This is a genomic window from Pseudomonas sp. GW821-FHT02H09, from assembly GCF_059421425.1.
The window spans coordinates 59,096-77,906 of the sequence record NZ_JBWKVA010000014.1 but is presented as its reverse complement, the minus strand read 5'-3'; the positions used below and the strand labels follow the sequence as shown (position 1 = coordinate 77,906).

Below are 18,811 nucleotides of genomic sequence, written 5' to 3'. Positions count from 1 at the left end.
CCCAGTGCAGCGGAGACCGTTTTATGCCCCTCACCCCGAACATGCTTCTTCAGGCCGCGTCGAAGGCCAAGACTCCGGCCGCCACTGCCAATACCCCGGCAGTCGTTGCCGGGCCTGGGGATAAGGCTTCAAGCTTTGCACAGGTCTACGCCAAAGAGTCGCAGAGCAAACCTGCCGCGACAGGTGTGGGATCAGTCAGGCCGGTGCGCGACACGGTCGCGGTTAGCGCCGGCAAGAAGGGCACGGTCAGTGATAAAGCTGCCGCCCCGGAGCCGGCAGTTGCCGATAGCGGCAATTCCTTGCCTGCCGATAAAACGGCCGATTCGCACGATAAGCTCGCCAGTGATAATGCGCCCGCGACCGACACCCCGGTGGCTGACAGTGTGCCGGCCGACCCGACATTGGACCCTGCGTTGATGCAAACAGTGCAGCCGGTCGTGTCGGCCCCTGCGCCCGAAACGCCGCCAGTGGTTGCTGCCGTGCAGCCGCAGGTTGAAGCCCCGCTCGCCGCAGTGGCGACTGCCCCATGCGCGCCTGCCCAGGCGGCGGTGGCAGATCCCCAATTTGATCCGCAAGCCGATCCGCTCGATGCGCTGCCCGCCGTGCGTCTGGCCCTTGAGCAAAGCGGGCATGTGTCGGCTTCCAGTCAGGTTCAGTCCAAAGCTGCACCGGATCAGTCTGAGCTGACTGCGGCGCAAACCTTTGCCAACGGCCTGGCGACCATGGTGGATCAGCAAGCGGCTAAAGACAGTACCGACCAGGGCGGTGACAAGGCGTTCAGCGGCTTGATCGACGGTGGCCTCAAAGATCTGAAAGATGCCTCCAGCGATACCCGTGTCGATGACTTCGCCAACCGCTTGGCGGCGCTGACCCAGGCTGCAACGCCAAAGACCGCCAATGCGCTGCCGGTGAATCAACCGTTGGCCATGCATCAGAGTGGCTGGACCGAAGAGGTGGTCAATCGGGTCATGTACCTGTCCAGTGCCAATCTCAAGTCCGCCGATATTCAGCTGCAGCCGGCAGAGTTGGGGCGTCTGGATATTCGCGTGAACATGGCAGCGGATCAGCAGACTCAAGTGACCTTCATCAGTGGTCACGCCGTCGTGCGTGAGGCGCTGGAAGGGCAGGTACACCGCTTGCGCGACATGTTCTCCCAGCAAGGTATGGGGCAGGTCGACGTCAACGTGTCCGATCAGTCCCGTGGCTGGCAGGGCCAGCAGCAGGCCCAGCAAGGGCAGAATCGCAATGGCGGCAATGGCGGTCGGCTGGATTCGGGCGACGATGAGCTGCCGATGAGTGTGGCTGAAGTCGCCGCCAGCACCACCAGTGTGGTGGGTTCCAGTGCGGTGGATTATTACGCCTGATTGAATCTGCATCGCCTGTTGATCGTTCCCACGCTCGCGCGTGGGAACGATCATTCACCATTCCGTTCGTTTTCCGTCCTGACAACTCTGGCATAACACTTGCTCTTGCCTTGCCGTGCGACTGTGAAAACCCGAATAGTGACGGATTATTGGCATGGCGAAGAGCGAAGCAGTGAAAGACCCCGCCGGGAAAGGCAAACTCAAGCTTATTCTCCTGATTGTTCTGGCTTTACTGCTGGTTATCGGCGTGTCAATCGGGGCGACCTGGTACGTCATGCACAGTGCCAAAAGCAAGCCTGAACCGACTGCTGCGGATGTGGCCAGCAGCGTCAAACCGGCAGCGATCTATGAGCCAATGGCTCCGGCTTTCGTGGCCAATTTCAATCAGAACGGTCGTCAGCGTTACCTGCAGGTGAGCATTACGATGCTCGCGCGCAATCAGGCCGATCTGGATGCGCTGAAAGTCCACATGCCGGTGATCCGCAATAACCTGGTCATGCTCTTCTCCGGGCAAAGCTTCGACAGCCTGGCGACCCCGGTCGGCCAGGAAATGTTGCGCCAGAAGGCGACTGCCAGCGTGCAGGAAGTGGCGCAGAAAGAAGTTGGCAAAGTGGTGGTCGAGCAGTTGCTCTTTACTAACTTCGTACTGCAGTAGGAACACGACATGGCCGTGCAGGACCTGCTGTCCCAGGATGAGATCGATGCGCTGTTGCATGGTGTCGACGACGGTCTGGTTCAGACCGACAACGCTGCTGAGCCCGGTAGCATCAAAAGCTATGACCTGACCAGCCAGGATCGCATCGTCCGCGGACGCATGCCCACCCTGGAAATGATCAACGAACGGTTTGCCCGCTATACCCGCATCAGCATGTTCAACATGCTGCGTCGTTCGGCGGACGTTGCCGTCGGTGGCGTGCAGGTCATGAAGTTCGGTGAATACGTTCACTCGCTGTATGTGCCAACCAGTCTCAACCTGGTCAAGATCAAGCCGTTGCGCGGTACCGCATTGTTCATCCTGGACGCCAAGCTGGTGTTCAAGCTGGTGGATAACTTCTTTGGTGGTGACGGTCGTCACGCGAAGATCGAAGGGCGCGAATTCACACCCACCGAGTTGCGCGTGGTGCGCATGGTGCTGGAGCAGGCCTTCATCGATTTGAAGGAAGCCTGGCAGGCGATCATGGAAGTGAATTTCGAGTACATCAACTCGGAAGTAAACCCGGCCATGGCGAACATCGTCGGGCCGAGTGAGGCCGTCGTGGTCTCGACCTTCCACATCGAACTCGATGGTGGCGGCGGCGATCTGCACGTGACCATGCCGTACTCGATGATCGAACCGGTCCGGGAAATGCTCGATGCGGGCTTTCAGTCGGATCTCGATGATCAGGACGAGCGCTGGGTCAAGGCCTTGCGCGAGGATGTGCTGGACGTCGATGTGCCACTGAGCGCCACGGTCGCACGCCGTCAATTGCGTCTGCGGGACATCCTGCATATGCAGCCCGGCGATGTGATTCCGGTAGAGCTTCCGGAAGAATTGGTCATGCGCGCCAACGGTGTGCCGGCCTTCAAGGTCAAGCTGGGCTCCCACAAGGGCAACCTGGCATTGCAAGTGGTTGAGCCGATCGAGCGCCGTTAAGCGGCGCCTGTACTAATTCGCTTTGTTAAATGATTTTTTGCCCGCCGAGGATAACTGATGGCTGACGAACACGATGTAATTTCCCCGGATGATCAGGCCTTGGCTGATGAGTGGGCTGCCGCTCTGGGAGAAGCCGGTGATGCCGGTCAGGACGATATCGATGCCTTGCTGGCGGCCGATGCGCCGACGTCCAACCGATTGCCGATGGAAGAGTTTGGCAGCGTGCCAAGGAATAACGACCCGGTCACTCTCGACGGTCCGAACCTGGATGTGATCCTGGATATCCCGGTATCGATTTCCATGGAAGTCGGCAGCACCGATATCAATATCCGTAACCTGTTGCAGTTGAACCAGGGTTCGGTGATCGAGCTCGATCGTCTGGCGGGTGAGCCATTGGACGTGCTGGTCAATGGCACGCTGATCGCTCACGGCGAAGTTGTGGTGGTCAACGAGAAGTTCGGCATACGCCTGACGGACGTGATCAGTCCTAGCGAACGCATCAAGAAGCTGCGCTAAGTGAAGACGTTTCTCGGTGTACTCCTGGCCTTGCCATTCAGCGTGCTGGCGGCCGAACCACTGGCTCAGGCCGCAGCGCCGGTGGCCAGCAGCGGTGTTGCCGGGCAACTGACGCAGTTGGTGGTGGGCTTGTTGCTGGTGTTGGGCTTGATCTTCTTCCTGGCCTGGCTGTTGCGCCGGGTTCAACAGGCAGGGCCGGGTGGCAAAGGGCAGGTGATCGAGCTGATCGGTTCGCGGGCCCTCGGGCCGCGGGATCGGCTGGTGTTGGTGCAGGTCGGCAGCGAGCAGATTCTGCTGGGGCTGACGCCGGGCACCATCACCGCGTTGCATGTACTCAAGGAGCCGGTGCAGGTGCCCAGCACCGAGCAAGCGGCCCCCGAGTTCGCCCAGCGCCTGATGGAATTGTTGGGCAAGGATCAGAAGGAAAAGAAGTAATGGGCGCATTGCGCATAGTGCTGACGCTGGTGCTGATGCTCGCGGCGCCGTTGGCGTTCGCCGCCGATCCGTTGTCGATTCAGGCGATCACCTTGGGTACGGGGGCCAACGGGCAGCAGGAATACTCGGTCAGCCTGCAGATTCTGCTGATCATGACGGCGCTCAGCTTCATTCCGGCGTTCGTCATGCTGATGACCAGCTTCACCCGGATCATCATCGTGTTCTCGATTCTGCGTCAGGCCCTGGGCCTGCAGCAGACGCCGTCGAACCAGATTCTCACCGGCATGGCGTTGTTTCTGACCATGTTCATCATGGCGCCGGTGTTCGATCGAGTGAATCAGGACGCCTTGCAGCCATACCTGGCTGAAAAGCTCACGGCCCAGGATGCAGTAGCCAAGGCGCAAGTGCCGATCAAGGACTTCATGCTGGCGCAGACCCGCAGCAGCGATCTGGAGTTGTTCATGCGTTTGTCCAAGCGCACTGACATTGTCACTCCGGACCAGGCGCCGCTGACCATTTTGGTCCCGGCCTTCGTCACTTCCGAGCTGAAAACCGCGTTCCAGATCGGTTTCATGATTTTCATTCCGTTCCTGATCATCGACCTGGTGGTGGCCAGTGTGCTGATGGCCATGGGGATGATGATGCTCTCGCCGCTGATCATTTCCCTGCCGTTCAAGATCATGTTGTTCGTACTGGTGGATGGCTGGGCGTTGATCATCGGTACGCTGGCGAGCAGTTTTGGCGGTGTTTAAAACCTTGTTGGCGGGTGGTGCGTTATGACTCCTGAAGTCGCTGTAGACATCTTCCGTGAAGCGCTCTGGCTGACCACGATGATGGTTGCCATATTGGTCGTTCCGAGTTTGCTGGTGGGTTTGCTGGTGGCAATGTTTCAGGCGGCCACGCAGATCAACGAACAAACCTTGAGCTTCCTGCCGCGTTTATTGGTGATGCTGGTCACGTTGATCGTCGCCGGGCCCTGGTTAGTGCAAACCTTCATGGAATACATCCTGCAGTTGTACGGCAGTATTCCACAGGTCATCGGTTAAACCATGTCGATGCTTGCGCTGACCGACACACAGATCAGCACCTGGGTGGCGTCCTTCATGCTGCCACTGTTTCGTGTCGGCTCCTTGCTGATGGTCATGCCGATCTTCGGCACGACCCTGGTGCCCAGGCGCGTGCGTCTGTACTTCGCTCTGGCGATCACCGTGGTCATTGTTCCGGGTTTGCCACCCATGCCTGAGGTGCACGCGCTGGACCTCAGTGGGCTGCTGTTGATTGCCGAGCAGATCATCATTGGCGCCGTGCTGGGGTTCTCCTTGCAGCTGTTCTTCCAGGCGTTCGTGGTGGCTGGGCAGATCATTGCGATTCAGATGGGCATGGGCTTCGCCTCGATGGTCGACCCCACCAACGGCGTGTCGGTGGCGGTGATCGGGCAGTTCTTCACCATGCTGGTGACGCTGCTGTTTCTGTCGATGAATGGCCACTTGGTAGTCTTCGAGGTGCTCACCGAAAGCTTCACCACCTTCCCGGTGGGCGGTGGCCTGGTGGTCAATCATTTCTGGGAATTGGCCGGCAAGCTGGGCTGGGTGCTGGGCGCGGCCCTGTTGCTGGTGTTGCCGGCGGTCACCGCGTTGCTGGTAGTCAACATCGCCTTCGGTGTGATGACCCGTGCGGCGCCGCAATTGAACATCTTCTCCGTCGGCTTTCCGCTGACGCTGGTGCTGGGTCTGGTGATTTTCTGGGTCAGTCTGGCCGACATCTTCAATCAGTATCAGCCGCTGGCCAGCGAGGCTCTGCAATTTTTACGCGAACTGGCACAGGCGCGCTGAGTCATGGCAGAGAGCGAAAGCGGTCAGGACAAAACAGAAGATCCCACGGACAAGCGCAAGAAGGATTCGCGGGACAAGGGTGAGGTGGCCCGCTCCAAGGAGCTCAATACCTTGGCGATCATGCTCGGTGGGGCAGGTGCGTTGTTGGTATACGGCGGCGGCCTGGCGCAGGATCTGCTGGAAATTATGCGCCTGAACTTCTCTCTGCCCCGTGAAACGCTGCTCAGTCCGGGGGCTATGGGGCTGTACCTGCTGCATTCAGGCAAGATCGCGATACTGGCGGTGCAGCCGGTGCTGCTCACGCTGTTACTGGTGGCGTTTCTCGGCCCGATTTCGCTGGGTGGCTGGTTGTTTGCCGGCAGTAGTCTGGCGCCCAAGTTCAGCCGGATGAACCCGGCCAACGGGCTCAAACGGATGTTTTCCTCAACGTCGCTGATCGAGCTGCTCAAGGCACTGGCGAAGTTTTTGCTGGTGCTGTTTGTGGCGCTCTCGGTGCTTTCCTCGGATATCGACGACCTGCTGCGCATCGCTCATGAGCCGCTGGAGCAGGCGGTCATTCACAGTGTTCAATTGGTGGGGTGGAGCACCTTGTGGATGGCCTGCGGCCTGATTCTGATCGCTGCGGTGGACGTGCCGGTGCAGCTCTACCAGAGCCATCAAAAGCTGCTGATGACCAAGCAGGAAATACGTGACGAGCACAAGGATCAGGAAGGTCGGCCTGAGGTCAAACAGCGGATTCGTCAGTTGCAGCGAGAGATGTCCCAGCGGCGGATGATGGCGGCGATTCCCGAGGCGGACGTGGTCATCACCAACCCGACTCACTATGCGGTGGCCCTCAAATACGATCCGGAAAAAGGCAGCGCGCCGGTGCTGCTGGCCAAGGGCAGTGATTTCCTGGCCTTGAAAATTCGTGAAATCGCCGTAGCCAACGAAGTCCTGCTGCTCGAATCGCCAGCCCTGGCCCGTTCGATCTATTACTCCACCGAACTTGAGCAGGAAATCCCGGCGGGGTTGTATCTGGCGGTGGCCCAGGTCCTGGCCTACGTCTACCAGATCCGTCAGTACCGAGCCGGCAAAGGCAAGCGTCCGGATCCGTTGAAAGATCTGCCGATTCCGCAGGAATTGCGGCGCGACTCGTAATTACCGGTGATAGTCCCGGCCCCCGCATGTTTTCTGAATAAACTCGTTGCCCTTGAGTCCATCGCGAGCAAGCTCGCTCCTACGTGGGTAGGGGTTTGATGTCCGAATGTGGCCCATTGTAGGAGCGAGCTTGCTCGCGATGGCGCCCTCCCGGGCACTGCAAATCCTTGATCCTTATGCATCTTTCATAGCCCACTATTTCCTGTCTGCGCAAAAGTTGGAAGGCTTCTTGCAGTAGCCCCCGTGCGTCGCTTCAGGCGTCAAAAGTTTGCTTCAGGGAACGGGGAATACCGGTGGATCGCTCTCAGTTAATCAACGCCGCTCGCAGCAACCTGGCTGACCTCTCTCGAGGCAATCTGGGTGTGCCGCTGTTGCTGTTGGTCATGCTGGCCATGATGATGTTGCCGGTTCCTGCGTTCCTGCTGGACGTGTTCTTCACCTTCAACATTGCCCTGTCGATCGTCGTGCTGCTGGTCTGCGTTTACGCGTTGCGGCCGCTGGACTTTGCGGTGTTTCCGACCATTCTGCTGGTGGCCACGCTGTTGCGGCTGGCGCTGAACGTGGCCTCCACTCGGGTGGTGATGCTCCACGGTCAGGAAGGTCATGCCGCCGCCGGTAAGGTGATCCAGGCCTTTGGTGAGGTAGTGATCGGCGGCAACTACGTGGTGGGTATCGTGGTCTTCGCGATTTTGATGATTATCAACTTTGTGGTGGTGACCAAGGGTGCCGGACGGATTTCCGAGGTGAGCGCGCGTTTTACCCTCGATGCGATGCCTGGCAAACAGATGGCGATCGACGCCGACCTCAACGCTGGCCTGATCGACCAGCCGCAGGCCAAGCTGCGCCGTCTTGAAGTGGCACAAGAGGCAGAGTTCTACGGCTCGATGGACGGTGCCAGTAAATTCGTTCGCGGTGACGCCATCGCAGGTCTGCTGATTTTGTTCATCAACCTGATCGGTGGTATGGCGGTCGGCATCTTCCAGCACGGCATGGGCTTTGGCGATGCGGGCAAGGTTTATGCGTTGCTGACCATTGGTGACGGATTGGTGGCGCAATTGCCTTCACTGTTGCTGTCGACGGCGGCGGCGATCATGGTGACCCGTGCTTCCGGTTCCGAAGACATGGGCAAGCAAATCAGCCGGCAAATGTTCGCCTCGCCCAAGGCCCTGGCGGTGGCGGCAGGGTTGATGGCGGTTATGGGGCTGGTGCCTGGCATGCCGCACGTTTCGTTCCTCAGCCTGGCTGCGGTGGCCGGTGGTATGGCTTATCTACTCTGGAAGAAGCAAAACGTTGTCAAGGTTCAGGCTCTGGAAGAGGTCAAGCGTCAGCAGGAGCTGCTGCCTTCACCGGCGCGTGCTCAGGAAACCAAGGAGTTGGGCTGGGATGACGTGACGCCGATCGACATGATCGGTCTGGAAGTCGGCTATCGACTGATCCCGCTGGTGGACCGTAACCAGGGTGGTCAGTTGCTGGCGCGGATCAAGGGGGTGCGCAAGAAGCTCTCCCAGGATCTGGGCTTCCTGATGCCGACCGTGCACATCCGTGACAACCTCGATCTGGCGCCGAGTGCCTACCGCCTGACCCTGATGGGGGTGATCCTCGCCGAGGCGGAGATCTATCCGGATCGCGAACTGGCGATCAACCCTGGGCAGGTCTATGGCACGCTCAATGGCATCACCGCCAAAGATCCGGCCTTTGGTCTGGAGGCAGTCTGGATCGAAATCAGTCAGCGTCCTCAGGCGCAGTCTCTGGGTTACACCGTGGTCGACGCCAGTACGGTAGTGGCGACTCACCTCAATCAGATTTTGTACAAGCACTCCAGCGAGCTGATCGGCCACGAAGAAGTTCAGCAGCTCATGCAATTGCTGGCCAAAAGCTCGCCAAAACTGGCCGAGGAGCTGGTGCCGGGCGTTGTTTCGCTGTCGCAACTGCTCAAAGTGCTGCAAGCATTGTTGGCCGAACAGGTTCCGGTTCGCGACATTCGCAGTATTGCCGAGGCCATCGCGAACAATGCGTCCAAGAGTCAAGATACTGCCGCTCTGGTGGCAGCCGTGCGGGTTGGCGTATCACGCGCTATCGTCCAAAGCATTGTAGGCACTGAGTCCGAGCTACCTGTGATCACCCTGGAACCAAGGTTGGAACAGATATTGCTCAATAGTCTGCAGAAGGCAGGACAAGGTCAGGAAGAGGGCGTTCTGCTGGAGCCAAGCATGGCTGAGAAGTTGCAGCGCTCGTTGATCGATGCGGCGCAACGTCAGGAAATGCAAGGTCAACCGGTGATTCTGTTGGTAGCAGGTCCGGTGCGCGCGATGCTCTCGCGGTTCGGACGTCTCGCAGTCCCGGGTTTGCACGTGTTGGCGTATCAGGAAATTCCTGACAACAAGCAAGTGACCATCGTTGCGACAGTAGGGCCCAACGGCTGAGGTAGTGGTTTATGCAAGTTAAGCGTTTTTTCGCCGCCGATATGCGTCAGGCCATGAAACTGGTTCGCGATGAGCTGGGCGCTGATGCCGCCATTATCGGCAATCGCCGGATCGCCGGTGGTGTCGAGCTGACTGCAGCCCTGGATTACAAACTGTCCGCGCTGGCGCCTCGTGTACCGAACATCGAGCTCGAAGACGAGTTGCGTAAAACCCAGTCGCGAATCGTCACGGCTCAGGCTGAACTGAGCCTGCGCGGTGACGGCGATTCAACCACCAATCGTCAGTTGTTCGCCGGTTTGCCGCTGACCGCCGCCGAACCGTTGATCGAGCCGACCTTCGCTGAGCCCCGTCGTCCAGCACCGGCACCCGCTGCTTCGCCTTCCGTGGATCAGCGCGTGTTTGACTCGATGCGATTCGAGCTCAGCGGTCTGCGTGAGCTGCTGGAAGTGCAGTTGGGCTCGCTGGCCTGGAACCAGTTGCAAGGCAGCCGGCCACAGCAGGCCAATCTTTGGCGTCGCCTGCAACGTATCGGTTTGTCCGGTCCGCTGTCGCGCGACCTGCTGGCACTGATTACTGAAATTGAAGAGCCACGTCAGGCCTGGCGCATGCTGTTGGCGCACCTGGCGCGGATGATCGCGACCCCCGAGATCGAGCCGCTGGAAGAGGGCGGGGTGATTGCCATGGTCGGTCCTGCCGGCATGGGCAAGACCACCACGCTGGCCAAGCTGGCGGCGCGTTATGTGCTCAAGTACGGCGCGCAGAACATCGCGCTGGTGAGCATGGACAGCTACCGTATCGGGGCCCAGGAACAGCTCAAGACCCTGGGGCGTATCCTCAATGTCTCCGTGACCCACGTCGACCCGGGCCAGTCCCTGGCGCAGGCGCTCGATCCGCTGTTGCGCAAGCGCGTCGTGTTGATCGATACCGCCGGCCTTCAGGCCAGCGACCCGGCGTTGCGCATGCAGCTGGAAAGCCTGGCCGGTCGCGGGATCAAGTCAAAGAATTATCTGGTGTTGGCAACAACCAGCCAGAAACAGGTACTAACCGCCGCTTATCACAGTTACAAACGCTGCGGGCTGGCAGGGTGCATCCTGACTAAACTGGATGAAACGGCAAGCCTGGGCGAAGTGTTGAGTCTGGCGATCAGTCACGAGTTACCCGTTGCTTATCTGACCGATGGGCCGCGGATTCCGGATGATCTGCATTTACCACGCCGCCATCAATTGGTCAGTCGCGCCGTGAGTGTGCAGATGCAGGAAGAACCCAGCGAAGAAGCCATGGCTGATATGTTCGCTGACCTCTACCACAGCCCGACCAAGCGGGTCGGCTAAGGTAATAACGAATAGATTGCAGTGAATCTACATCGATGGTCTGCCATGCATTGTTTCAGTGGTGAACGCGCAGCCAGTTATGTGGCCTCCGTCTAAGTAAGACAAGGTATAGAAAGAACATGGGCAGCATGCATCCCGTACAGGTGATTGCGGTGACCGGCGGCAAAGGTGGCGTCGGGAAGACTAACGTGTCAGTGAACTTGTCCCTGGCTCTAGCTGAGCTCGGCCGGCGCGTCATGCTGCTGGATGCCGATCTGGGGCTGGCGAACGTCGACGTTCTGTTGGGACTGACACCCAAACGCACTCTGGCCGATGTGGTCGAGGGGCGTTGTGAGTTGCGCGATGTACTGCTTCAGGGGCCAGGCGGCATTCGCATCGTCCCGGCAGCATCCGGTACGCAGAGCATGGTGCATCTGAGCCCGGCCCAACATGCCGGCCTGATCCAGGCCTTTAGCGATATCGGCGACAACCTCGACGTGCTGGTGATCGACACCGCCGCCGGTATTGGTGATTCGGTTGTCAGTTTTGTTCGCGCGGCCCAGGAAGTGCTGCTGGTGGTCTGCGACGAGCCGACCTCGATCACCGATGCCTATGCCCTGATCAAATTGCTCAATCGTGACCATGGCATGAACCGCTTCCGTGTGCTCGCCAACATGGCGCAGAGCCCGCAGGAAGGTCGCAATCTGTTCGCCAAGTTGACCAAGGTCACGGATCGCTTCCTGGACGTAGCCTTGCAGTACGTCGGTGCGGTTCCCTACGACGAGTGTGTGCGCAAGGCTGTGCAAAAGCAGCGTGCGGTCTATGAGGCCTTCCCTCGTTCGAAGTGCGCCCTGGCGTTCAAAGCCATTGCTCAGAAAGTCGATACCTGGCCGCTGCCTGCCAATCCACGCGGGCATCTGGAATTCTTCGTCGAGCGGCTGGTGCATCAAACGGCAGGGCCGGTGCTATGAGCGCCAGCGGGTACAACCTCTACAAGGCGTCGGCACGTGACAGCCAGTACGAGCTGATCGAGCGCTATGCGCCACTGGTCAAGCGTATTGCCTACCACTTGCTGGCACGCCTGCCAGCCAGTGTTCAGGTCGAGGATCTGATCCAGGCCGGGATGATCGGCTTGCTGGAAGTGTCGACCAAATACGACGCCAGCAAGGGCGCGAGTTTTGAGACTTATGCGGGGATCCGCATTCGTGGCGCGATGCTTGATGAAGTGCGTAAAGGTGACTGGGCTCCACGTTCGGTACACCGCAATACCCGGATGGTCAGTGACGCAATCCGCTCAATTGAAGCTAAAACCGGACGTGACGCTAAAGATCACGAGGTTGCGGCCGAACTCCAATTGAGTCTCGATGATTATTACGGGATTTTGAACGACACCTTGGGTAGTCGGTTGTTCAGCTTCGACGATCTGTTGCAGGACGGCGAGCATGAAGGGCTGCACGAGGATGGCGCGAGTGCTCATCTCGAGCCGTCGCGTGATCTGGAAGATGAACGCTTCCAGGCTGCGTTGGCGGACGCGATTGCCAATTTGCCGGAGCGTGAGCGACTGGTGTTGGCGCTGTACTACGACGAAGAGCTGAACCTCAAGGAAATCGGTGAGGTCCTGGGAGTCAGCGAATCGCGGGTCAGCCAGTTACACAGCCAGTGCGCGGCCCGTTTACGGGGGCGTTTGGGGGAGTGGCGAGCGCGCTGACAGGCAGTGTGGGGACACTGCGAACGAGGCTGGTATGGCGTAGCCGCACCGGTCACGGCCCGTTGTGCTCCATGCAACCGTTGAGTGTTACGCCGAATTGATTGAATGGCGCGTTCAGGTGCTGGGCGCGTTTTAAGACTGCTTGGAGGTCGAATTGGACAAGAACATGAAAATCCTCATCGTTGATGACTTCTCAACGATGCGGCGGATCATAAAAAACCTGTTGCGTGACCTTGGGTTCACCAACACGGTCGAGGCGGATGATGGTACTACCGCGATTCCGGTCCTCAACAGCGGGAGCATCGACTTTCTGGTAACGGACTGGAACATGCCCGGCATGACCGGTATCGACTTGCTGCGCCACGTGCGTGCCGATGAAAAGCTCAAGCACCTGCCGGTGTTGATGGTGACGGCCGAAGCCAAGCGCGAGCAAATCATCGAAGCCGCTCAGGCCGGCGTGAACGGCTATGTGGTCAAACCATTCACGGCTCAGGCGCTGAAAGAGAAGATCGAAAAAATCTTCGAGCGCATCGGTTGATATGCGGAGCCAGTCCGCCACGGGGGAGCTATGGAGCATAACGAATCTTCACTGGGCGATTTTGAATCGACCCTGAAAAAACATGCCAGCGAACTGGTCGAAAGCCTTGAAAAAGGTAAATTCGGCGACGCCGTGCAACTGATCCATGAGCTCAACCAGACCCGTGATCGCGGCCTGTACCAAGAGGTAGGCAAGCTCACCCGCGAGCTGCATAGCGCAATTGTCAATTTTCATATTGACCCGCACATGCCGCAAGCCGAGGAGGTTTCACAGATCACGGATGCCACTGAGCGCCTGTCCTATGTGGTCAGGCTGACCGAGGCTGCGGCCAACCGCACCATGGACCTGGTCGAGAACAGCACCCCGTTGGTCAATGGCCTGAGCACCGAGGCTCAGGCCTTGAGCGTGGACTGGGGACGGTTCATGCGTCGTGAAGTCGGTGCCGAGGAGTTCCGTGAACTGGCCCGGCGGGTAGACGGTTTCCTGACGCGTAGCGAGCAACAGACTCGTGTCGTGTCGAGCAATCTCAACGACATCCTGCTGGCTCAGGATTACCAGGACCTCACAGGCCAGGTGATCAAGCGCGTGACCCAATTGGTCACGGAAGTCGAAAGCAATCTGCTCAAACTCGTGTTGATGGCCAGTCACGTCGACCGGTTTGCGGGCATTGAACATGACCGCGAATCGATCCTCGCGGAAAAAGATCCGGAAAAACATCTGTCTCAGGGTGAAGGTCCGCAGATTCATGCCGATAAACGTGAAGACGTTATGTCCGGTCAGGACGATGTAGACGATTTGCTTTCCAGCCTTGGATTTTAGGCCGACTTATCAGGAGCACCCATACACATGAGCTTCGGCGCCGATGAAGAGATCCTTCAGGATTTCCTGGTTGAGGCCGGCGAGATTCTTGAGCAACTGTCCGAACAACTGGTTGAGCTTGAAAGCCGACCAGATGATGCGGACTTGCTCAACGCAATTTTTCGCGGTTTTCACACTGTAAAAGGGGGCGCCGGCTTCCTCCAGCTCAACGAGCTGGTGGAGTGCTGTCACATCGCCGAGAACGTCTTCGACATCCTGCGCAAGGGTGAGCGTCGGGTCGACTCGGAATTGATGGACGTGGTTCTGGAAGCGCTGGATGCCGTGAACGGTATGTTCACCCAAGTCCGCGAGCGCACCGCGATCACCGCTGCAACACCTGAATTATTGGCAGCGTTGGCGCGGCTGGCCGAGCCTGCCGCTGCCGATGTTGCACCGGCGGTTGAAGTGAGCGCCGAACCTGTCGTCGAGAGCGAATCGGGCGACATCACCGACAATGAGTTCGAACAGCTGCTCGATTCGCTCAATGCGGTCAAAGCCCAGGCAGAGACGCCTGCGGTGGTTCAGCTGGCTCCAGCGGCTCCAGGCAGCGATGAAATCACCGATGCCGAGTTCGAGTCGTTGCTCGATCAGTTGCACGGCAAGGGCCAGTTCGCCGTTGACGCCGTCACGGCACAAGCTGAGCCTGCTGCGCCAAAGGGCGAAGCGGCCAGCAACGAGATTACCGACGACGAATTCGAAGCATTGCTCGATCAGTTGCACGGCAAAGGTACATTCGCGGTAGATGCACTGGATGCGGCGATCGCTTCGGTGCCAGCTGCTGCCCTGCCAAGTGCTCTGGCGGCTGGCAGTGATCTGATTTCCGATCATGAGTTCGAGTCGTTGCTTGACGAGTTGCACGGCAAAGGCAAGTTCACTGAAGTACCTGCTGCTGCGACTGCGGTAGTGGCGGCGCCTGTTGCCAAAGTGGTTGCACAGCTGGTCACAAAAGCACCTGAAGCCAGGGCCCAAGCCCCAGAACCGGCGGCTCCTGCACCGGCTGCAGCCAGAGCGCCTGCGGCTGCGTCATCGGAAAAACCGGCCAGTGAAGCCGAGACCACCGTGCGGGTCGATACCGCGCGGCTGGACGAGATCATGAACATGGTCGGCGAATTGGTGCTGGTCCGTAACCGCTTGGTCCGTCTGGGCCTCAATAGCGGCGATGAAGCCATGTCCAAAGCCGTGTCGAACCTCGACGTGGTGACGGCCGATCTGCAAACCGCGGTGATGAAAACCCGGATGCAGCCGATCAAGAAAGTCTTCGGTCGCTTCCCGCGACTGGTACGCGATCTGGCTCGCCAGTTGAAGAAAGAGATCAACCTGGAGCTGGTCGGCGAAGAAACCGACCTCGACAAGAACCTCGTCGAGGCCCTGGCCGACCCGTTGGTCCACTTGGTGCGCAACGCGGTCGACCACGGTATCGAGTCCCCGGAAGAACGCGAAGCATCGGGCAAGTCCCGTGGCGGCAAGGTGATTCTGGCGGCCGAGCAAGAAGGCGACCATATCCTGCTGTCGATCTCCGATGACGGCAAGGGCATGGACCCGAGTGTCCTGCGTTCCATTGCGGTGAAACGCGGTGTGATGGACAAGGATGCCGCTGATCGTCTGAGCGACACCGAATGCTACAACCTGATTTTTGCACCAGGTTTCTCGACCAAAACCGAGATTTCCGACGTGTCGGGTCGTGGTGTGGGCATGGACGTGGTGAAAACCAAGATTTCCCAGCTCAACGGTTCGATCAACATCTACTCGACCAAGGGCCAGGGCTCGAAGATCGTCATCAAGGTCCCGTTGACCCTGGCGATCATGCCGACGCTGATGGTCATGCTCGGCAACCAGGCCTTTGCTTTCCCGCTGGTCAACGTCAACGAGATTTTCCATCTCGACCTGTCGCGCACCAACGTGGTCGATGGCCAGGAAGTGGTGATCGTGCGCGACAAAGCGCTGCCTCTGTTCTATCTCAAGCGCTGGCTGGTCGCTTCCGCCGCTCACGAAGAGCAGCGTGAAGGCCATGTGGTGATCCTTTCAGTGGGCACCCAGCGGATCGGCTTTGTCGTCGATCAACTGGTCGGTCAGGAAGAGGTGGTCATCAAGCCATTGGGCAAGATGCTTCAGGGAACCCCGGGCATGTCCGGCGCCACCATCACCGGTGACGGCCGCATTGCGCTGATTCTCGATGTTCCGAGCATGCTCAAGCGTTACGCCGCACGGCGTATTTGATTCTGATGGAGCGGGGCGACTGAGCCTCGCTCCGTCTAACGGAGTGTTTATGGCAGTCAAAGTCCTGGTGGTGGACGATTCGGGGTTTTTCCGCCGCCGCGTCTCGGAAATTCTTTCAGCGGATCCGAGCATCCAGGTCGTCGGTACGGCGACCAACGGCAAAGAAGCGATCGATCAGGCGCTGGCCCTCAAGCCAGACGTGATCACCATGGACTACGAGATGCCGATGATGGATGGCATCACGGCGGTGCGGCACATCATGCAGCGCTGCCCGACTCCGGTATTGATGTTCTCCTCGCTGACCCATGAAGGCGCCCGGGTAACCCTCGACGCTCTGGATGCCGGTGCGGTGGACTTCCTGCCGAAGAATTTCGAAGACATCTCGCGTAATCCCGAGAAGGTCAAGCAACTGCTGTGCGAGAAGGTTCACAGCATTTCGCGCAGTAACCGTCGTTTCAGTGCCTACAGCGAACTCGCCTCGCAACCGGCCGCTGCGCCCGTGCCTGCACCGTCGCCCTCTGTCAGCACTTTCGGCAGCAGCGCGCCTGTACGTCCCGCACCCGCGCCGATGCCTGCCCGTGTTCCTGCGGCCAGCCCGAGCTCGCCCGCACCGAAACGCAAATCCTACAAACTGGTCGCCATCGGTACGTCTACGGGCGGCCCGGTAGCGTTGCAGCGGGTGCTGACTCAGCTGCCAGCAAATTTCCCGGCGCCGATCGTGCTGATCCAGCACATGCCAGCGGCCTTCACCAAGGCGTTTGCCGAGCGCCTGGACAAGCTGTGCCGCATCACTGTCAAGGAAGCGGAGGACGGCGATATTCTGCGTCCAGGCCTTGCTTTGCTGGCACCCGGTGGCAAGCAAATGATGATCGATGGCCGTGGCGCGGTGAAAATCCTTCCGGGCGACGAGCGTCTGAACTACAAGCCGAGCGTGGACATCACCTTTGGTTCGGCAGCCAAATCCTACGGTGACAAAGTTCTGGCGGTGGTGCTCACCGGCATGGGTGCCGATGGTCGCGAAGGCGCGCGTCTGCTCAAGCAGGGTGGCAGCGCCATCTGGGCCCAGGATGAAGCCAGCTGCGTGATCTATGGCATGCCGATGGCCATTGTCAAAGCCGATCTGGCGGATGCTGTGTACGGCCTGGACGATATAGGCAAACATCTGGTCGAGGCTTGCCTCTGATGGATGTTTTAAGCCTTATCGGGATCATCATGGCGTTTGTCGCCATCATTGGTGGCAATTACCTGGAAGGTGGTCATCTCACCGCACTGGCCAATGGCCCGGCGGCGCTGATTGTGTTGGGCGGCACCGTCGGCGCTGCGTTGTTGCAGTCGCCAATGAGCGCCTTCAAACGCGCCATGCAGATCTTTATCTGGATTTTGTTTCCGCCCCGTGTCGATCTGCCCGGTGGCATCGATCGGGTGGTGAACTGGAGCCTGATCGCCCGCAAGGAAGGTTTGCTGGGTCTTGAAGGCGTGGCTGATACCGAGCCCGACAGCTACTCGCGCAAAGGCTTGCAGTTGTTGGTCGATGGCGCCGAACCGGAAGCGATCCGCAGCATCCTCGAGGTGGACTTCTACACCCAGGAAAGCCGTGACACCGACGCTGCCAAGGTTTTTGAAAGCATGGGCGGTTATGCGCCAACCATCGGCATTATCGGTGCTGTCATGGGCCTGATCCATGTCATGGGCAATCTGGGCGACCCTTCGCAACTGGGCAGCGGGATCGCCGTGGCGTTCGTTGCGACCATCTACGGTGTGGCCAGCGCCAACCTTGTATTGCTGCCGATTGCCAGCAAGCTCAAGTCCATCGCGTTGCGCCAGTCGCGTTATCGCGAAATGCTGCTCGAAGGAATCCTGTCGATAGCCGAAGGTGAGAACCCTCGTTCCATTGAGTTGAAGCTTCAGGGCTTCATGGACTAATGGAGTAGCCCATGGCACGTCGTCGCCAACCTGAAGAGCACGTCAACCACGAACGTTGGTTGGTGTCCTACGCCGACTTCATCACACTGCTGTTTGCTTTCTTCGTGGTGATGTATTCGATCTCGTCGATCAACGAAGGCAAATACAAAGAGATTTCCCAAGCCCTGATCGGCGTGTTCAACGACTCGCAACGCACCCTCAAGCCGATTCCCATCGGTGACGAGCGGCCCCAGACGGTCACGCCGGCCAAGCCGTTGGTCAAGGACAGCGAGCAGATTGACGCGGGCATTGCTCAGGCGAGTAACGACCCGTTGAAGTCCATTGCCGATGACATCAGCGCCGCGTTCGGTGACTTGATCAGCTCCAATCAAATGACCATCCGCGGTAACGAGTTGTGGGTCGAAATCGAATTGAATTCCAGCCTGCTGTTCGGCAGCGGTGACGCCATGCCCAGCGATGTCGCGTTCAATATCATCGATAAGGTGGCGAAAATTCTGAAGCCCTTCGACAACCCGATTCACGTTGAAGGTTTCACCGATGATCAGCCGATCCGCACTTCGCAATACCCGACTAACTGGGAGCTGTCGTCAGCTCGCTCCGCCAGCATTGTGCGCATGCTGGCCATGGAAGGAGTGAATCCGGGCCGTCTGGCTTCGGTCGGTTATGGTGAATTTCAGCCGGTGGCCAATAACGCGACCTCCGAAGGCCGTGCGCGCAATCGCCGCGTGGTGCTGGTGGTGTCGCGCAACCTCGATGTGCGCCGCAGTCTGACGGGCACCGGCACGGCAAATGCCAAACCCGATGCCGCATTGAAGCGTGCTGGCACACAAACTGCACCCTCGTCCGTAAAGTCGACGAGACGAGAGAGTGCCGTCAATTCTCCGTCGCCCGCCCTATAACTTAGCGCTATTTCT

The 18,811-nt window shown here is 59.0% G+C and carries 19 protein-coding genes; all 19 read left to right on the top strand.

What is annotated here, in order from left to right; genetic code table 11:
* Positions 1-23: 23 nt before the first annotated feature.
* Positions 24-1,364, top strand: a complete 1,341-nt coding sequence (locus AC07VR_RS19255) for a flagellar hook-length control protein FliK (RefSeq protein WP_495012207.1) — start codon at positions 24-26, stop codon at positions 1,362-1,364.
* A gap of 154 nt (positions 1,365-1,518) precedes the next feature.
* Positions 1,519-2,019 (top strand): flagellar basal body-associated protein FliL, encoded by a 501-nt coding sequence (gene fliL, locus AC07VR_RS19250; RefSeq protein ID WP_494994213.1) that lies wholly within the window; start codon positions 1,519-1,521, stop codon positions 2,017-2,019.
* 9 nt (positions 2,020-2,028) lie between these two features.
* Entirely contained in the window at positions 2,029-2,997 is a 969-nt protein-coding gene (fliM, locus tag AC07VR_RS19245; RefSeq protein ID WP_494994212.1) for a flagellar motor switch protein FliM, read from the top strand.
* 57 nt (positions 2,998-3,054) lie between these two features.
* The gene (fliN, locus tag AC07VR_RS19240; RefSeq protein WP_494994211.1) at positions 3,055-3,513 is read left to right on the top strand and encodes a flagellar motor switch protein FliN; all 459 of its coding nucleotides are present in this window, start codon (positions 3,055-3,057) and stop codon (positions 3,511-3,513) included.
* Positions 3,514-3,948, top strand: coding sequence for a flagellar biosynthetic protein FliO (gene fliO, locus AC07VR_RS19235; RefSeq protein ID WP_495012206.1), 435 nt, complete (start codon positions 3,514-3,516; stop codon positions 3,946-3,948).
* Complete coding sequence (gene fliP, locus AC07VR_RS19230) at positions 3,948-4,700, top strand: flagellar type III secretion system pore protein FliP (protein ID WP_495012205.1); 753 nt, start codon at positions 3,948-3,950, stop codon at positions 4,698-4,700. The genes fliO and fliP overlap by 1 nt, the downstream gene beginning before the upstream one ends.
* A 24-nt stretch (positions 4,701-4,724) precedes the next feature.
* On the top strand, positions 4,725-4,994 hold the full coding sequence (gene fliQ, locus AC07VR_RS19225) for a flagellar biosynthesis protein FliQ (RefSeq protein WP_494994208.1): 270 nt from the start codon (positions 4,725-4,727) through the stop codon (positions 4,992-4,994).
* 3 nt (positions 4,995-4,997) lie between these two features.
* Positions 4,998-5,780, top strand: a complete 783-nt coding sequence (gene fliR, locus AC07VR_RS19220) for a flagellar biosynthetic protein FliR (RefSeq protein WP_494994207.1) — start codon at positions 4,998-5,000, stop codon at positions 5,778-5,780.
* Positions 5,781-5,783: 3 nt separating this feature from the next.
* A complete protein-coding gene (flhB, locus tag AC07VR_RS19215; RefSeq protein WP_494994206.1) occupies positions 5,784-6,920 on the top strand; it encodes a flagellar biosynthesis protein FlhB in 1,137 nt (378 codons plus the stop codon).
* Between the two features lie 293 nt (positions 6,921-7,213).
* A complete protein-coding gene (flhA, locus tag AC07VR_RS19210; protein ID WP_494994205.1) occupies positions 7,214-9,343 on the top strand; it encodes a flagellar biosynthesis protein FlhA in 2,130 nt (709 codons plus the stop codon).
* A gap of 11 nt (positions 9,344-9,354) precedes the next feature.
* Positions 9,355-10,674: a flagellar biosynthesis GTPase FlhF gene (gene flhF / locus AC07VR_RS19205; RefSeq protein WP_494994204.1), complete on the top strand. Its 1,320-nt coding sequence runs from the start codon at positions 9,355-9,357 to the stop codon at positions 10,672-10,674.
* 119 nt (positions 10,675-10,793) lie between these two features.
* Positions 10,794-11,624, top strand: coding sequence for a flagellar synthesis regulator FleN (gene fleN, locus AC07VR_RS19200; RefSeq protein WP_494994203.1), 831 nt, complete (start codon positions 10,794-10,796; stop codon positions 11,622-11,624).
* Positions 11,621-12,361 (top strand): RNA polymerase sigma factor FliA, encoded by a 741-nt coding sequence (fliA, locus tag AC07VR_RS19195; RefSeq protein ID WP_494994202.1) that lies wholly within the window; start codon positions 11,621-11,623, stop codon positions 12,359-12,361. The genes fleN and fliA overlap by 4 nt, the downstream gene beginning before the upstream one ends.
* Before the next feature lie 166 nt (positions 12,362-12,527).
* The gene (locus AC07VR_RS19190) at positions 12,528-12,899 is read left to right on the top strand and encodes a chemotaxis response regulator CheY (RefSeq protein WP_003183998.1); all 372 of its coding nucleotides are present in this window, start codon (positions 12,528-12,530) and stop codon (positions 12,897-12,899) included.
* A gap of 30 nt (positions 12,900-12,929) precedes the next feature.
* Positions 12,930-13,718: a protein phosphatase CheZ gene (locus tag AC07VR_RS19185; protein WP_494994201.1), complete on the top strand. Its 789-nt coding sequence runs from the start codon at positions 12,930-12,932 to the stop codon at positions 13,716-13,718.
* 27 nt (positions 13,719-13,745) lie between these two features.
* Entirely contained in the window at positions 13,746-15,974 is a 2,229-nt protein-coding gene (locus tag AC07VR_RS19180) for a chemotaxis protein CheA (RefSeq protein ID WP_495012204.1), read from the top strand.
* Positions 15,975-16,023: 49 nt separating this feature from the next.
* Positions 16,024-17,157 carry a protein-glutamate methylesterase/protein-glutamine glutaminase gene (locus AC07VR_RS19175; protein ID WP_495012203.1) on the top strand — a complete coding sequence of 378 codons (1,134 nt, stop codon included), beginning with the start codon at positions 16,024-16,026 and terminating at the stop codon, positions 17,155-17,157.
* On the top strand, positions 17,157-17,897 hold the full coding sequence (locus AC07VR_RS19170; RefSeq protein ID WP_494994198.1) for a flagellar motor protein: 741 nt from the start codon (positions 17,157-17,159) through the stop codon (positions 17,895-17,897). Before AC07VR_RS19175 ends, AC07VR_RS19170 begins: the two co-directional genes overlap by 1 nt.
* 11 nt (positions 17,898-17,908) lie before the next feature.
* On the top strand, positions 17,909-18,796 hold the full coding sequence (gene motD, locus AC07VR_RS19165) for a flagellar motor protein MotD (protein ID WP_495012202.1): 888 nt from the start codon (positions 17,909-17,911) through the stop codon (positions 18,794-18,796).
* Positions 18,797-18,811 lie beyond the last annotated feature (15 nt).

Coding starts and splice junctions, on each gene's coding strand:
- AC07VR_RS19255 (WP_495012207.1), top strand. CDS start 24: ATGCCCCTCACCCCGAACATGCTTCTTCAGGCCGCGTCGAAGGCCAAG.
- fliL (WP_494994213.1), top strand. CDS start 1,519: ATGGCGAAGAGCGAAGCAGTGAAAGACCCCGCCGGGAAAGGCAAACTC.
- fliM (WP_494994212.1), top strand. CDS start 2,029: ATGGCCGTGCAGGACCTGCTGTCCCAGGATGAGATCGATGCGCTGTTG.
- fliN (WP_494994211.1), top strand. CDS start 3,055: ATGGCTGACGAACACGATGTAATTTCCCCGGATGATCAGGCCTTGGCT.
- fliP (WP_495012205.1), top strand. CDS start 3,948: ATGGGCGCATTGCGCATAGTGCTGACGCTGGTGCTGATGCTCGCGGCG.
- fliQ (WP_494994208.1), top strand. CDS start 4,725: ATGACTCCTGAAGTCGCTGTAGACATCTTCCGTGAAGCGCTCTGGCTG.
- fliR (WP_494994207.1), top strand. CDS start 4,998: ATGTCGATGCTTGCGCTGACCGACACACAGATCAGCACCTGGGTGGCG.
- flhB (WP_494994206.1), top strand. CDS start 5,784: ATGGCAGAGAGCGAAAGCGGTCAGGACAAAACAGAAGATCCCACGGAC.
- flhF (WP_494994204.1), top strand. CDS start 9,355: ATGCAAGTTAAGCGTTTTTTCGCCGCCGATATGCGTCAGGCCATGAAA.
- fleN (WP_494994203.1), top strand. CDS start 10,794: ATGGGCAGCATGCATCCCGTACAGGTGATTGCGGTGACCGGCGGCAAA.
- fliA (WP_494994202.1), top strand. CDS start 11,621: ATGAGCGCCAGCGGGTACAACCTCTACAAGGCGTCGGCACGTGACAGC.
- AC07VR_RS19190 (WP_003183998.1), top strand. CDS start 12,528: ATGAAAATCCTCATCGTTGATGACTTCTCAACGATGCGGCGGATCATA.
- AC07VR_RS19185 (WP_494994201.1), top strand. CDS start 12,930: ATGGAGCATAACGAATCTTCACTGGGCGATTTTGAATCGACCCTGAAA.
- AC07VR_RS19180 (WP_495012204.1), top strand. CDS start 13,746: ATGAGCTTCGGCGCCGATGAAGAGATCCTTCAGGATTTCCTGGTTGAG.
- AC07VR_RS19175 (WP_495012203.1), top strand. CDS start 16,024: ATGGCAGTCAAAGTCCTGGTGGTGGACGATTCGGGGTTTTTCCGCCGC.
- AC07VR_RS19170 (WP_494994198.1), top strand. CDS start 17,157: ATGGATGTTTTAAGCCTTATCGGGATCATCATGGCGTTTGTCGCCATC.
- motD (WP_495012202.1), top strand. CDS start 17,909: ATGGCACGTCGTCGCCAACCTGAAGAGCACGTCAACCACGAACGTTGG.